General features: G+C 71.2%; 17 protein-coding genes. 9 read left to right on the plus strand and 8 right to left on the minus strand.

Annotated features, from left to right (window positions below):
• Nucleotides 1-33 precede the first annotated feature (33 nt).
• Nucleotides 34-489: a cupin domain-containing protein gene (locus tag ACSQ2B_RS21495; protein WP_436053121.1), complete on the minus strand. Its 456-nt coding sequence runs from the start codon at nt 487-489 to the stop codon at nt 34-36.
• Nucleotides 490-623: 134 nt separating this feature from the next.
• Here ACSQ2B_RS21495 and ACSQ2B_RS21500 point away from each other — a divergent pair, with 134 nt between their 5' ends.
• Nucleotides 624-1,379 (plus strand): sulfite exporter TauE/SafE family protein, encoded by a 756-nt coding sequence (locus ACSQ2B_RS21500; protein WP_436053123.1) that lies wholly within the window; start codon nt 624-626, stop codon nt 1,377-1,379.
• A 6-nt stretch (nt 1,380-1,385) separates the two neighbouring features.
• Here ACSQ2B_RS21500 and ACSQ2B_RS21505 read toward each other — a convergent pair whose 3' ends face one another.
• Entirely contained in the window at nt 1,386-3,149 is a 1,764-nt protein-coding gene (locus tag ACSQ2B_RS21505; RefSeq protein WP_436053125.1) for a chloride channel protein, read from the minus strand.
• 117 nt (nt 3,150-3,266) lie between these two features.
• Between ACSQ2B_RS21505 and ACSQ2B_RS21510 the strand changes: the two genes are divergently transcribed.
• The 5 genes from ACSQ2B_RS21510 (at nt 3,267) to ACSQ2B_RS21530 (ending at nt 5,270) form a co-directional block, all read left to right on the plus strand.
• On the plus strand, nt 3,267-3,551 hold the full coding sequence (locus ACSQ2B_RS21510) for a hypothetical protein (RefSeq protein ID WP_436053126.1): 285 nt from the start codon (nt 3,267-3,269) through the stop codon (nt 3,549-3,551).
• A gap of 46 nt (nt 3,552-3,597) precedes the next feature.
• Nucleotides 3,598-3,810, plus strand: a complete 213-nt coding sequence (locus ACSQ2B_RS21515; protein WP_436053128.1) for a hypothetical protein — start codon at nt 3,598-3,600, stop codon at nt 3,808-3,810.
• Nucleotides 3,811-4,003: 193 nt separating this feature from the next.
• Nucleotides 4,004-4,630, plus strand: coding sequence for an HAD hydrolase-like protein (locus ACSQ2B_RS21520; RefSeq protein ID WP_436053129.1), 627 nt, complete (start codon nt 4,004-4,006; stop codon nt 4,628-4,630).
• Between the two features lie 84 nt (nt 4,631-4,714).
• Entirely contained in the window at nt 4,715-4,954 is a 240-nt protein-coding gene (locus ACSQ2B_RS21525) for a DUF3297 family protein (RefSeq protein ID WP_436053131.1), read from the plus strand.
• 103 nt (nt 4,955-5,057) lie between these two features.
• On the plus strand, nt 5,058-5,270 hold the full coding sequence (locus ACSQ2B_RS21530; RefSeq protein WP_436053133.1) for a hypothetical protein: 213 nt from the start codon (nt 5,058-5,060) through the stop codon (nt 5,268-5,270).
• A gap of 46 nt (nt 5,271-5,316) precedes the next feature.
• Here ACSQ2B_RS21530 and ACSQ2B_RS21535 read toward each other — a convergent pair whose 3' ends face one another.
• Nucleotides 5,317-6,015: a pirin family protein gene (locus tag ACSQ2B_RS21535; protein ID WP_436053135.1), complete on the minus strand. Its 699-nt coding sequence runs from the start codon at nt 6,013-6,015 to the stop codon at nt 5,317-5,319.
• Between the two features lie 187 nt (nt 6,016-6,202).
• On the opposite strand from ACSQ2B_RS21535, the gene ACSQ2B_RS21540 reads away from it, so the two are divergent.
• Together ACSQ2B_RS21540 and ACSQ2B_RS21545 are read left to right on the plus strand one after the other, a co-directional pair.
• Nucleotides 6,203-7,063 (plus strand): D-alanyl-D-alanine carboxypeptidase family protein, encoded by an 861-nt coding sequence (locus tag ACSQ2B_RS21540; RefSeq protein WP_436053136.1) that lies wholly within the window; start codon nt 6,203-6,205, stop codon nt 7,061-7,063.
• Between the two features lie 88 nt (nt 7,064-7,151).
• Nucleotides 7,152-7,328: a hypothetical protein gene (locus ACSQ2B_RS21545; RefSeq protein ID WP_436053138.1), complete on the plus strand. Its 177-nt coding sequence runs from the start codon at nt 7,152-7,154 to the stop codon at nt 7,326-7,328.
• A 157-nt stretch (nt 7,329-7,485) separates the two neighbouring features.
• On the opposite strand, the gene ACSQ2B_RS21550 is transcribed toward ACSQ2B_RS21545, so the two are convergent.
• Nucleotides 7,486-7,770: a hypothetical protein gene (locus ACSQ2B_RS21550; RefSeq protein WP_436053140.1), complete on the minus strand. Its 285-nt coding sequence runs from the start codon at nt 7,768-7,770 to the stop codon at nt 7,486-7,488.
• 63 nt (nt 7,771-7,833) lie between these two features.
• Nucleotides 7,834-8,019: a hypothetical protein gene (locus ACSQ2B_RS21555; protein ID WP_436053142.1), complete on the minus strand. Its 186-nt coding sequence runs from the start codon at nt 8,017-8,019 to the stop codon at nt 7,834-7,836.
• A 290-nt stretch (nt 8,020-8,309) separates the two neighbouring features.
• Between ACSQ2B_RS21555 and ACSQ2B_RS21560 the strand changes: the two genes are divergently transcribed.
• Nucleotides 8,310-8,831, plus strand: coding sequence for a MarR family transcriptional regulator (locus ACSQ2B_RS21560; RefSeq protein ID WP_436053144.1), 522 nt, complete (start codon nt 8,310-8,312; stop codon nt 8,829-8,831).
• Here ACSQ2B_RS21560 and ACSQ2B_RS21565 read toward each other — a convergent pair.
• The 3 genes from ACSQ2B_RS21565 to ACSQ2B_RS21575 are packed head-to-tail and all read right to left on the minus strand — an operon-like array spanning nt 8,766 to nt 13,491.
• Nucleotides 8,766-9,038, minus strand: a complete 273-nt coding sequence (locus tag ACSQ2B_RS21565) for a DUF1294 domain-containing protein (RefSeq protein WP_436053146.1) — start codon at nt 9,036-9,038, stop codon at nt 8,766-8,768. The genes ACSQ2B_RS21560 and ACSQ2B_RS21565 overlap by 66 nt on opposite strands.
• A gap of 25 nt (nt 9,039-9,063) precedes the next feature.
• Nucleotides 9,064-9,708, minus strand: a complete 645-nt coding sequence (locus ACSQ2B_RS21570) for a hypothetical protein (RefSeq protein WP_436053148.1) — start codon at nt 9,706-9,708, stop codon at nt 9,064-9,066.
• A gap of 27 nt (nt 9,709-9,735) precedes the next feature.
• A complete protein-coding gene (locus tag ACSQ2B_RS21575) occupies nt 9,736-13,491 on the minus strand; it encodes a hydantoinase B/oxoprolinase family protein (protein WP_436053150.1) in 3,756 nt (1,251 codons plus the stop codon).
• Between the last annotated feature and the right edge of the window lie 65 nt (nt 13,492-13,556).

Raw genomic sequence — 13,556 nt, forward strand, 5'->3', positions numbered from 1 at the left:
CGACAGCCTGGACCCAAAACAGTTAAGAGAGGCTCAGTTCCCCACCGTGCTCGCAGTATTGGTTGTGCTGGCCGTGGCCGTGGCGGCGCCGCCGGCGTCGGCCGGGGTGCGGTCGATGACGTAGACGGTCACGGGGTCGCCGCCGACGACCTCGGCGACATGCCAGTCGCCGGGCTGTTCGGCGGCCATCTTGCCGGCGTCCACCAGCTGTTCTTCGCCGGTGACCAGGTTCGAGACCCTCAACCGTCCCGAAACGACATAGAGGTAGCGCTCGCCGGCCTGCCGGTGCTCAGCCATCTTGCCGCCGGGGGGAAGGGTCTCCCGGCGCATGCCGATGCGGACGGCGTCCGTCGCGGCCTCCGGAAGCGCCTCCGAGGGCGCGACGGGCGAAATCGGCGACGGCGCGGCGAGCGCCGTGGCCCGAGACGCCGCGAGCGCCGGGGCGGACGAAACGCAAACCGCCAGCGCGGCCGCAACGAACAGTCTCATTGTGGGACCTCCCACCCGTCTCCCTAGCACGCAGGGCGCCACCTGCTTAAGCTTTCGGTAAGCATTTCGTCCGGGCGGCCTTCCGGCAACCGCGAAGCTTGCGCGCGCGTCGCGGAGCGGGGCATGAGGCGCAGGTGGACGGGTGGTTGCAAACGGCGAGCCTCGCGGGGGCGGGGCTCCTGGCCGGAGCGATGAACGCGCTCGCCGGGGGCGGCACCTTCGTGGCCTTTCCGGCCCTGATCGCCAGCGGCGTCGCACCGACCGTCGCCAACGCCACCAGCAACGCCGCGCTGCTGCCGGGGGCGGCGGCGAGCGCCTATACCCTGCGGCGGCATCTGACGCCGTTCGGTCCGCTGCCGATGCGTGCGATGGTGGCCCTGACCCTGGCGGGCGGCGCTGCGGGGGCATGGCTGCTGCACCTGACCAGCGAGACGGCGTTCCGCGCCATCGTGCCCTGGCTGCTGCTGTTCGCCAGCCTCGCGCTCACCTTCGGCAATCATGTCCGGCGCGCGCTGGAGCGCTCCGAGTTCCGGCTCCACGCCGGGCCTGCCGCCGTCGTCCAGTTCGTGCTGGGAATCTACGGCGGCTATTTCGGCGGGGCCGTCGGCCTGTTGATGATGGCCACCTGGGTGCTGATCAGCGAACTGCCGGTCCAGCGGCTGGCGCCCACCCGCACCCTTTTGCTGGCCTGCGCCAACGCCGCGGCCTGCGTGCTGTTCGCCGCGCTGGGCCTGATCGCCTGGGGCCGCGCCGCGCCGTTGGCCGCAGGCGGCGTCATCGGCGGGATCCTCGGCGCGCGCCTGGGCCTGAAGCTGCCCGCCGTCTGGGTGCGGCGCGTGACCCTGGCGATCACCTACGCCACCACGGCGGTCTTCTTCTGGCGATCCTGAGCGACCTCAGCTCTCGCCGAACACGCCTTCCTGCACCCGTTCGAGCTCCTTGGCGTAGCGCTTCGAGACATAGACCTCGGCCAGCACGCCCAGCACCACGCCGCTGGGATCGATCACCGCCAGCTCCTCGGTCTGGGTGGCGTCGAAGGTCTGCATGACCTCGGAGATGTTCATCGCCGGCGTCAGGGCGACGCCCTTGTTCAGCGCCAGGACGGCGGCGTGGCCGTCCGGCGGGTGGCCTTCGACATAGGCCGCCGCCGTGGGGGCGATGCCCGCGTAGTGGCCCTCCTCGTCCAGCAGCACGACCCGGCTCGGCCCGCCCAGCGGGAAGCGCCGGCGGAATTCGCTCAGCGGCGCGGTCTCGGCGATGGTCGGCACGTCGGTGCGCATCATCCGGCCGGCGGTGAGCGTGCGCACCCAGCCGACGTCGCGGGCGCTGCGAATGGTCTCGCCGCGCAGGTGAAGCCGCCAGGTCGAGAAGGAGTAGCCGAACCGCTCGCGCACCAGGCTGGAGGCGACCAGGGAGGCGGCGAGCGTCGCGGCGGTGACGCCGAAGTTGTGGGTGGTCTCCAGCACCAGGAAGCTCATCGTCAGCGGCCCGCCGACCACGGCGGTGGCCAGCGCCCCCATGCCGACCAGGGCGGCGTTCTGCGGATCGAGGCCGGCGGGCAGGTTGGTGAAGGCCAGCAACCGCGCATAGATCTGCCCGACCAGCGAGCCCAGGAAGAGCGAGGCGAAGAACAGGCCGCCGCGGAAGCCGGTGCTCAGCGAGACCACCGAGGCGACGGTCTTCAGCGCCAGGATCGTCGCCAGCGCGGTCACCGGCGGGGTGAAGAAGAGGTCGTGGTGCAGCGCGCCGTGCCCGGAGGACAGGGTCTGCGGCGAGATCAGCGCCAGGCCCGCCAGCGCCGTCCCACCGAGGAACAGGCGCATGGACGCGGGCATCGGCAGGCTCTTGGCCAGTTGCTCGCCGCGGGCGACCAGCAGCATCAGGACGATGGCGAAGACGGCGCAGACGCCGCCCAGGCCGGCGTAGAGGGCGTAGTCGGGAATGGTCGGCGTCTGGGTGACGCTGACGTGGATCGCGTAGGAGTCGACGCCGAAGGCGGTCGCCGCCGCCACCGCGGCCAGGCAGGCCGCGGCGACCGGGGCGATCATCGACGGCGCATAGGAGCCGATCACCACTTCGAAGGCGTAGAAGGCGCCCGTCAGGGGCGCGCCGAAGGCCGCCCCGATCGCTGCGCCGGCGCCGGCGCCCACCAGGGTGCGCAGGTCGTGCCGCCGCAGCCTGAGGCGCTGGCCGATCGCCGAGGCCAGCCCGCCGCCCGCCTGGGCGTAGGCCGCCTCCAGCCCGACCGAGGCGCCGAAGCCGTTGGAGATCAGGGTCTGGATGCAGATCACCAGGCTGCCGCGCAGCGACATGCGCCCGCCGTAGAGCGAATTGGCTTCGACGACGTCGATGATCGGCCGGTTTCTCCAAAGTCGGTGCAGCGACCCGAACCCCGCCAGCACCAGCCCCCCGACCGGCAGCCAGAGCAGGGCCATCGGATCGACCGTCTCCAGCGCGCTCAGCCGGATGTCCGGCGCGATGCCGTAGAGGTGCTCCTGCAGCGTGTGGGCGAGGCGGCTCTGGACGACCGCCAGGACGCCTGCGCCTGCGCCGACGACGATCGCCAGGGTGATGAACCAGGCCTCGCTGGCGCGGAACCGCGCCCGCAGCCAGGCCAGCGGGCGCGACGTGAGCGTGGGCAGCGGCGCGAGGAAACTCATCTTGCTGCAGATTGCACCGGTTCGCCCTCCCGGGCGATACGTCGCGGGGCGCGGCATTGACACAACCTCTCAGCGAATTGAGAGTGCGGTGCGATCCTGTTGGGGGGAGGCGTCTGGGTGCTTCGGCTGGCCTACAAGCTTCACTCTGGGGATGACGCCGACGGGGATGGGGCCGCTGCGACGCCGTCCGGCGGCGTGGCCCGCGACGGCGAGGACCTGCCTTACAAGGTGGAGGTCTGGGATCCCGCCGGTGATTTTGTCGAACAGGTGGTGGCGGTCAGCGCCAATCCTGCGATCGGTTTCGCCGCCTACTATGCCGCCGCTCGCGAATTCCCGGGCCGCGATGTTACGCTGCGCCACATGGGGCGTGTCCTGAGCCGCTGGCCCGGCCGCGCGCACTGAGCGCTGGGACGGCATGATCCAGGACAGGCGACCTTCTTCTTCATCCGTGGACGCGCCCGACGCCGGCGGCGCGCCGACGGACGAGCTGCCCTTTGCGATCGAGCTGTGGAACCGGCAGCGCACCGCGCCGGAACGGATCATCGGGCGCGCGCTCAACGCAACCCTGGCGCGCGCCATCTTCCAGTCGGCCCGGGGGGAATACCCCGACCGCCGCATCCGCCTGCGCCGCGGCGCCCAGGTGGTGATCGACACGAACTGATTCGCCGAGAATCGGCCCGCCGCGGAGTCGATCGCCGCATGGGGGCGTCGAACCTGCGTCTGAACGCCCCAGCGGCGGAGCGGCGCATGGGCGAGCCCGGGGCCAACAGGCTTAATCAGGCCTTAAGAGCGCTTGACCTGGCGGCGATGGAGCCGTAGGCGCAGCGCTCTCAAAACCACGGCGTCCAAGCTTCATGTACAAGCTGGTGATCTTCGATTTCGACGGCACCTTGGCGGACAGCGCCCGCTGGCTGGCCCGGGAGCTGAATCCGCTCGGCGCGCGCTTTGGCTTCCGCCAGGTGAGCGAGGCCGAGGTCGAGAGCCTGCGGGGCTGCGACACACGCCAGATCCTCGCCCGCCTGGGCGTGCCGGGCTGGAAACTCCCGCTGATCGCCCGCTACCTGCAGCAGCGCGTCGCCCAGGAGGCCGAGACCATCCAGCTTTTCCCCGGGGCCAAGGCGCTGCTGCGCAGCCTGGCGGGTCAGGGCGTCGTGCTGGGCCTGGTCAGCTCCAACTCCGCGGCCAACGTACGCCGCATCCTGGGGCCGGAAGCCGCCGCCCTGATCGAGCACTACCAGTGCGGCGCGGGCCTCTTCGGCAAGGCCGCCCGGTTCCGCAAGGTGGTCCGGCGCGCGCGGGTGAAGCCGACCGAGACCCTCTGCATCGGCGACGAGACCCGCGACATCGAGGCCGCCCGCGCGGCGGGCCTCGCCTCGGGCGCTGTGGTGTGGGGCTACAATCGCCGGGAGCTGCTGGCGGAGCGCGCGCCCACCTGGATGTTCGAAACGCCCGACGACGTCGCCGCCCGGCTCGCCGCCTAGGCGGGTCCGGCCGCCAGGATGAGTCCGCCGCCTGGCGCGCCGCAGATCTTGATCCCGTCGGCGGCCCGTGAGAGAGCGACACCCATGAGCGACACACCGCCCGACCGCCTCTCGACCACCCCAGGCAGCCCCTACTACGATCCGGACGTTCTCGCCCGGAACGTCGGCGTGCGCTTCCGCGGCGAAGACAAGACCAACGTCGACGAATATTGCGTGTCGGAAGGCTGGGTGCGGCTGGCGCTCGGCGACAAGCGCGACCGTCATGGCAAGCCGCTCACCATCAAGCTCACCGGACCCGTCGAGCCCTACTACCGTCAGGGTTGATGCGCGGTTCGGTCGCATCCCCTGCGGCCGTCGGTCCCCGCGCGATCTTCATCGATGAGTGACATAACTGAGTCATCCATCGTGGAGACCACGGGAGGCTGAGATGTTCGACCTGACTTTGCTCGCCAAGGGCGGCCAGTGGGTTCTTCTCGACGAACGGGCGGGTGAACTGGGCGCCTACGCCTCCCAGGCGGACGGCCTGCGGGCGGCCGGCGCCTACGAGGGCTTTCCCGGCGACGAATTCCGCTATGTGCTGATCCAGGAAGAGACCGGCGAGTGGGACGAGGCGGTCATCGAGCTCCCGCGGCTCCACTAGCCGAGAATGAACGTGGAGACGGCCTTCGCCGCCTCCACGCCCAGACCTAGGCCGCGTCCACCAGAACCACTTCGGCGTCATCCAGCGCGGTGATGCGCAGGACGGGCTCGTCACGCACGGCTGCGCCGTCGCGGGCGTCGAGTCGGACGCCGTTCACCTCGATCGCGCCGACCGCCGGCACCAGATAGGCGTGGCGGCCTTCGCCCAGGGCGTATTCCGTCGTCTCGCCGGCCTTCAGGGTTGCGCCCGCCACCCGCGCATCGGTGCGGATGGGCAGGGCCTCGCCGTCGTCCGGCAGGCCGGAGGCCAGGGACACGAAACGTCCGGCGCGGTCGCCCTTGGGGAAGGGCCGTGCGCCCCAGGTCGGGGCGCCGCCGCGGCCGGTCGGCTGGATCCAGATCTGGAAGATCCGGGTCGTCGTCGGCTCGACGTTGTACTCCGCATGGCGGATGCCGGAGCCGGCGCTCATCACCTGGACGTCGCCGGCTTCGGTCCGGCCCTCGTTGCCGAGGCTGTCCTTGTGGGTGATGGCGCCCTCGCGGACGTAGGTGATGATCTCCATGTCCGCATGCGGATGCGGCGGAAAGCCGGAGTTCGGCGCGATCTCGTCGTCGTTCCAGACGCGCAAGCTCCCCCAGTTCGTCCGCGCCGGATCGTAGTAGCCGGCGAAGGCGAAGTGATGCCGGGCCTTGAGCCAGCCGTGGTCGGCGCCGCCCAGGGTCGCGAAGGGCCGTTTCTCGATCATGTCTCAGGTCCTCCTCAGAGGCGCCGCAGCGGCGCCGTTCGAGTGAGAAGATAGGTTGACGATCTGCAGGATAAACGGCGCATTTCGCACAAGATTATTTCCATTTTGGAACGAGTTCGCAGGCGGCTCGGGAGCCTTTGGGGTTCGGCGCCGTTCCCAGCCTGGTGGAAGCTTAGGCGAAGCATCGATGAAATGGCTTCTCCTGCTCGCTGGGCTCGTGGTGGTTTTGCTGCTCGCGACCCGTAACGTCTGGCGTCCGGAGCAGGTCGCGACCGCCGCCTGCGTCGGGGCTCCGGAATTCGAGGCCGCCGCGCGCCGCAACGCGCAGACCTTCGCCTCCGTGGCGTGGGCTCCGTTTGGCGAGTTCGAAACAGGCTGGGACGCCTATGCCCCGGCCATCGCGCAGGAGATCCGCACAAGCTGTGGTCCGACGACGCCCGGTTTCGCCGCCGCCCTCGCCGCGTGGCAGAAGGCCCGGCATCTCGACGCCGCCGGCGAGATCGAGCCGAACACCTTCGAGGCCATGCGCGTCATCTGGATGCTGCGCCGTCCGTTCGTGGCGGCGACGCGCGACGGAAGCTGCCCGCCGGGCGCGACGGAAGCCTCGCTGGCGCAGGCCGCCGCGAGCGAAGGCTATAGGGGAAGGCTGGTTCAGCTCCGGCCAGGCGCCCTGGCGGCCTGGCGCCGGCTACGCGACGCCGCGCGTCGCGAAGTGCCCGCCGTGAGGGTCGACCCGAGCCTGCTGGCGCTGGTCTCCGGCTACCGCGACCCGCTGGCCGCCGAGGCGCTCTGTCTGGCCAATGGCGACTGTGGCGGTCCGGCCCGCGCCAACTGCTCGGCGCACCGGACGGGGCTCGCCCTCGACCTCTACCTCGGCGCAGCGCCCGGGCTCGACCCGATCTCCAGCGCAGACGCCAATCGCTCCCATCAGGCGGCGACGCCGGCCTATCAGTGGCTCGTCCGCAACGCAGGCCGCTTCGGCTTCGTGGCCTATCCGTACGAGCCTTGGCATTGGGAGTGGACCGGCGAGCCGATCGCGAGGGTCTAGGCTGCGGCGTCGCGACGCGCTGCGCGCGAATGTTGCGTTAACCGGAGATGGTCTAACGCAATGGTTGTAGTTCGGTGGTGGGTTGTCGATGTACGAGGTGGTGGAGGCGGCCGGCGAGTGGATCGTGCGGCAAGGCGGGCTGGAGGTGGCGCGCTACGACGCGCAGACCGCCGCCCTTCAGGCGGTCGCGGAGCGCATCCGTTCAGAAGACGCTCGCGACCGCACCGTTTCCTTCGCCATGCGGTTTCAGAGCCGCAAGAGCTAGTGTGCTGGATCCGAAGTTCGCCAGCATCTGGGTCATGCGCCGTGGCGAACTTCAGATCCAAGAAGCACACTAGAAACTTACACTTGCTAGTGTCCTTCTCGATTCCGAAGTTCGTCGGAGCCCGCCACAAGAGCCTGCGAACTTCGGAATCGGGACACTAGATCCGCATCTCGAAATAGGCCGTGTCGCTGCCGGCCGAGTGTCCCAGCATGGTGATGCGAAACTGCGCCCCGCCTTCCAGCGTCAACAGTCCCTCGCCCTCGCGGAACGCCTCCGCGGCGACCTCAGGCGTCGCGCTGATCGACCCGCGCAGCCGCGCCGGTCCCGGCCGAAGCGAGGAGGGCTCGCCGAGGATCTCGTAGCGAACCTGGCCGCGGAAGCCGCGGTAGCGCAGTTCGCCGTCGCCGGGAAAAGCTGGGAGCTTTTTGCGGACGTGCGCCATCGGATCTCCTTTTCGGTGAGACTCTCCTAACGGCTCAGGCGCGGGATCGATCCGTGGCAGAGCTCAGTTCGCGGGCGCGCGGCGCAGGCGCACCAGGCAGACGGGACCTTCCCAGACCTCCACAGCATGCCAGTCCTGTAGCCGCGCGTCGGCCAAGGCGCGCAGATCGGCGCGGTCGAAATCGCGGAGCAGCTGCGAGAAGACGATCTCGCCGGCTTCGTTGATCCCGTAGAATAGAAAATTCGCCACGCCCCGCCCCCCGCGGGAGCGGTGATTCCACGGTGGCTCGTCCGGGTCTGCCTGGAACCCGACATTGCCGTTCGCGGGCGCCTTTGCTGACCGTTGCAGGTCTGAGCACCTCGTCGGCGCCATCCCCATTTTGGGCGCCACCCTGAGCGCTGGGGTGGTTTTTCGATTTACTTGCGAGAGAAATCACAGCGGTCTGCAACGAAGGATTGCGGGTTGATCGAGCGCAATGCGCTGGCCGGCCCGTCGTCGATGGTGGTTCCTTCAAGTCACTTGCCATGGAGAACCCACGCGTGAGCCAGCCCGACGAGGAGGTGCTTCACGCGTTTTCACGCGAGCTTGTCGTGACCGCGCGGCGTTGGCGCACCCGGCTGAACGAACGGCTCAAGAGCATCGGACTGACGGAGGCCCGCTGGGCGGCGCTCTATTGGTTATGGCAGTCCCCAGAGGAACTCAGCCAGACCGCCCTGGCCGACCGCGCGGGCGTCGAAAACCCGGCCCTGGTGCGTACCCTCGACCTGCTGTGCAAGGCGGGGCTGGTGGAGCGCCGGACCTGCAAGCACGATCGGCGCGCCAAGGTTGTCGTCCTCACGCCGGCGGCCATGCCGATCGTCCGCCAGCTGGACCGTATCGCCGCGGAGCTTCGCGCCGAGCTGATGAGCGACCTGACCGCCGAGGAGCTGCAGGTGGCGCTCCGGGTGATGCATAAGCTGCGCACGAAGCTTGACGCCGCTGATCCGGACGGGCTCCTAGCGGAGCAGCCAGACGGCGAAGCCGCCGGCGATCGCCTGGATCGTCAGGATCAGCCGCATTAGGCTGGCGAACGGCTCCTTCACCGTCTTGTGGCGGAACAGCCGCTGGGCGGCCGCTGCGCCCGCGCCGCCGCCGATGGCGGCCAGGCTCAGCAGCCGACGTTCGGGAATCCGCCAGCCGCCGCGCAGGGCGCGGCGCTTGTCGAGACCGAAGGCTGCGAACGCCGCGAGGTTGATCGCGACGAGATAGACGGCGACAGCTGCGAACATCGATGACGGCGGCCGAGCGCGCGGCCTAGTTCTTGCCGGACGGCGCCGGCTCCGGAGCCGGCGCGGCGGGCTCCGCGGGCGTGGCCTCGGAGGCGGACGTCGGGGAGTCCGGGGCGGCGTTCCCCTTCAACGAGGCGCCAAGGAGGCTGGCGCGCTTGGCCAGGGTGTCGGCGACCACCGGGCAGCGGGACGGCAGGCTCCAGCTCATCCATTCCTGGGCCAGCCGCGCCTTGGTCACATCGGGGCCGACGTTCCAGACCGCGTGGCCGCGCTTCATGGCGGCCGAGCCGGTGACGTTGATCGGCTGCAGGCTGGCTTTTTCGGCCGCGGTGAGGGCGTTCTGGAAGCGCTTGAGATCGGCGCGGCCCTGGCGTTGCTGGTCCTCGTAGACCTTGAGGTCGTCAGACAGCTTGCTGCCGGGGCGCCGCCAGGTGGTCTCGATGCGGGTCACCTCGGGCATCACCTGGTCGTGCAGATCGAGGTAGCCGGAGAGCACGCCGTAGCACCAGGCCACGAACTGGTAGTCGTCGGTGGGCGCGCCCGTCGGGGCGGGGGCTTCCGCAGCCGGGGCTTGAGCCGCTTCGGCGGCCGGAGGGGCGGCGGCGACAGCCTGCTGGGCGGCGGGCTGGTCGGCCAGGAACAGGCTGGCGGCGAGCGCGAGCGAAATCATGCGGCGGTGAACCTCGAATGGTGCAGCTTAGCTCTTTAGGGCGTCGGCGACCGATCCGAACCCGCCGCCCCCCGGGGTTTCGATCTCGATCGCGTCGCCCGGCCGCACCTCGATCGAGAAGCAGCCGGCCAGATCTGTAGCGGTCCCGTCGGCCGCGATCAAACGCTGGCGGCCGGGCAGGCCCGGACCGCCGCCCGCCAAGCCTTGCGGCGCAAACCTCCGGCGCGAGGCCAGGAGGGCCGCCTGCATCGGCGCCAGGAAGCGGATCCGGCGCAAGGCGCCGTCGCCGCCCCGCCGCGCGCCCGCCCCGCCGGACCCGCGCCGAACCTCGAAGGTCTCGACCCGCACGGGGAAGCGCCGTTCGAGGATTTCCGGATCGGTCAGGCGCGAGTTGGTCATGTGGGTGTGGATGGCGTCGGCGCCGTCCGCGTCGGGTGTCGCGCCGGCCCCGCCGCAGAGGGTCTCGTAGTACTGGCGGGCGTCGTCGCCGAAGGTGAAGTTGTTCATCGTCCCCTGGGCGTTGGCCATCACGGCGAGCGCCGAATAGAGGGCGTCGACCACGTGCTGGCTGGTCTCGACATTGCCGGCGACCACGGCGGCCGGCGGCCGCGGGCTGAGCAGCGAGCCCTCCCGCGTCAGGATCTTCAGCGGTTCGAGGCAGCCGGCGTTCAGCGGGATGTCGTCGTCCACCAGGGTGCGGAAGACGTAGAGGGCCGCGGCGTCGACGATGGCCGAGGGCGCGTTGAAGTTGCTGTCCAGCTGGTCGGACGAGGCGGTGAAGTCGAGCACCGCCTCGCCGGCCCCGGCGTCCACCGTGGTCCGCACCACGATCTCGCCGCCGGCGTCGAGCGGCGCGCGGGCCTGCCCGTCCGAGAGCCGGCCGAGCGCGCGGCGGACCGCGGCCGCAGCGTTTTCCTGCACGAAGCCCATATAGCGGGCGACGGTCTGCGGCCCGAAGCTTTCGATCATCCCGCGGACCGCGGCGGCGCCCGCCTGGCAGGCGGCGATCTGGGCCTTGAGGTCGGCCAGGTTGCGCTCCGGCGCCCGGGCCGGCCAGCGCCCGGCGACCAGGGCCGCGCGGGTCTCGTCGGCCAGGAAACGGCCCTCGCGCATGATCGGCAGAGCGTCCAGCAGCACGCCCTCGTCCTCGATGGTCCTGGAGAAGGGCGGCATCGAGCCCGGCTGCATCCCGCCGACGTCCGCATGGTGGCCGCGCGCGGCGACGTAGAAGGCGGGTTGGGGCGGAGAGCCCCCTCCACCGCTTCGCGGACCCCCTCCCCCAAAGGGGGAGGAGAGGGGCCGCTGCAGCTTAGAATCTCCTCCCCCTTTGGGGGAGGGGGACCCCGAAGGGGTGGAGGGGGCCGTCGGCCCCTCCATGAACACCGGCATGACCACGGTGATATCCGGCAGGTGGGTGCCGCCGGCGTAGGGGTTGTTGAGCGCGAAGGCCTCGCCGGGCCGAAGGTCGGGGTGACGGTCGCGCACGGCCCGCACGCTGGCCCCCATCGAGCCCAGGTGCACCGGCATGTGCGGGGCGTTGGCCACCAGGCCGCCGTCGGCGTCGAAGAGGGCGCAGGAGAAGTCCAGCCGCTCCTTGATGTTGACCGAGTGCGCCGTCCGCTCCAGCGCCGCTCCCATGGCTTCGGCGACGCCCATGAAGCGGCGGTTGAACAGCTCCAGGGTGACCGGGTCGGGCCGCGAGAGGTCGGGCGCCGCGGCGGCGGTCACGCCGGTGCGGTGCAGGCGGATCAGTCCGTCCTCGTCGGCGAGGGCGCTCCAGCCGGGGAGCACGGCGATCTGGGTGTCCGGCCGCACGATCAGGGCGGGGCCGTCGAGGGTGGTGAAAGCGTCGGCCGCCACAAGCGGCGCATCGTGCCAACCGCCGGCGAACATCCTGACGCGAGCGCCGAACGCCCCCTCAGTCGGCTGCGCCGACAGCTCCCCCGCTGCGCGGTGGAGCATCTGCGGCCCAGATCCTCCACCGCGAAGCGGGGGAGGTGGCTCGCGAAGCGAGACGGAGGGGGCGTTCAGCGCCTCCGCTTCAACCGTGGAGATGAGGATGTCCCGCTCCGGCTCTACGAACCCGAACAGCCGTTGGTGCGCAGTCTCGAACGCTGCCCGGACCTCCGCGACCTCGCCCGGCGCCACCGGCAGCTCGGCGTCGGCGCCGTCGTAGCGCAGGCGCAGGGTCCGGCGGACCTCGCCGGCCGCGGCGCCCTGGTCGGCGAGCGCCGCGCGGGCGGCCTGCTCGACCTCGCCGAGGCGGGCCTCGGCCTGGACCAGTCCGGCCGCGTCCAGCGGCGCCTCCAGCCCCGCCTGGCGCAGGGCGCTCAGCTGCGCCTCGCCGATGCCCCAGGCCGAGAGCACGCTGCCCTGGCGCGGGCAGAGGATCTCCGCGACGCCCAGGGCGTCGGCGGTGGCGCAGGCGACCTGGCCGGCGGCGCCCCCGAAGGCGGTCAGCACATGTTCGCGCGGGTCGAAGCCGCGCTCGGTGGAGATCCGTCGCACCGCCTGGGCCATCTGCTCCACGGCGACGGCGAGGAAGCCCTCTGCCGCGGCCTCGACGCTGGGCGCGCCCATGGCCTGGGCGAGCTCGGCCAGCCGTGCGTGCGCCGCCGCGGCGTCGAGCGGCTGGTCGCCGCCCGGCCCGAACACCGCCGGGAAGGCGGTCGGCTCCAATCTTCCCAACACCAGGTTGGCGTCGGTCACCGTCGCCGGGCCGCCGTGGCCGTAGCAGGCCGGGCCCGGCTCGGCGCCGGCGCTGGCGGGCCCGGCTCGGGCGCGCAGGCCGTCGAAGGCGAGGATCGAGCCGCCGCCGGCCGCCACCGTCTCCACGTCCAGCATCGGGCTGCGGAGCCGCACCCCGGCCACCCGCGCCGCGTCCCGCCGCTCCAGCGTTCCGGCGAAGCGGCAGACGTCGGTGGAGGTGCCGCCCATGTCGAAGCCCAGCGTCGCCGCAGCGCCGGCCCGCCGCGCGGTCTCGGCGACGCCGACCACGCCGCCGGCGGGCCCGGAGACGACCGCGTCGCGCCCGCGAAAGGCCTCGGCGTGCACCAGGCCGCCGGCCGAGGTCATGAAATAGAGCGGCGCGCCGGCGACCGCGTCGGCGACCTGGCGGACATAGGCCTGCAGGACCGGCGTAAGATAGGCGTCGGCGACCGTGGTCTCGGCGCGCGGCAGGAAGCGGGGCAGGGGCGAGACCTCGTGGCTGAGCGCCACGAAGGCGAAGCCGGCGTCGCGCGCCAGAACGCCGGCGCGCCGCTCATGCTCGGGGTTCAGGTCGGCGTGCAGGAAGGCGATCGCGCAGGAGGTGAAGCCCTGCGCCGCCGCCGCCGCCAGCCGCGCCGCCAGCGCCGGTTCGTCGAGCGGCTCGACCACCTGGCCGTCCGCGCCCAGCCGCTCGTCGGCCTCGACGACGCCCGCGTAGAGCGGCGCCGGGCGGCGGATGTTCAGGGCGAACAGGTCGGGCCGCGACTGGTCGCCGATCAGCAGCGCGTCGGCGAAACCTGCGGTGGTGACGAACAGGGTCTTGGCGCCGGCGCGCTCCAGCAGGGCGTTGGTCGCCACCGTGGTGCCCATGCGGATGGTCTCGACCCGCGCGGCGGGGAAGGGCGTTCCGCGCGCCGCGCCCAGGATCCGGCGCATCCCTTCGACCGCCGCGTCCGTATAGGCGCAAGAGGAGGACAAGAGTTTGAGCGAGGCGTCCCGCCCGTCTGAAGCACGGCCGATCACGTCGGTGAACGTCCCGCCGCGGTCGATGGCGAAACTCCAGGCGATGTCCAAAACTTAATGTCTCCCAACTACTCGTGCGATTGTAATGCGACTTGATGCGGCCTAAGGCATTTCCC

This window comes from Phenylobacterium sp. LjRoot225 (genome assembly GCF_964252855.1).
In the GTDB taxonomy this organism is placed as follows: domain Bacteria; phylum Pseudomonadota; class Alphaproteobacteria; order Caulobacterales; family Caulobacteraceae; genus Phenylobacterium.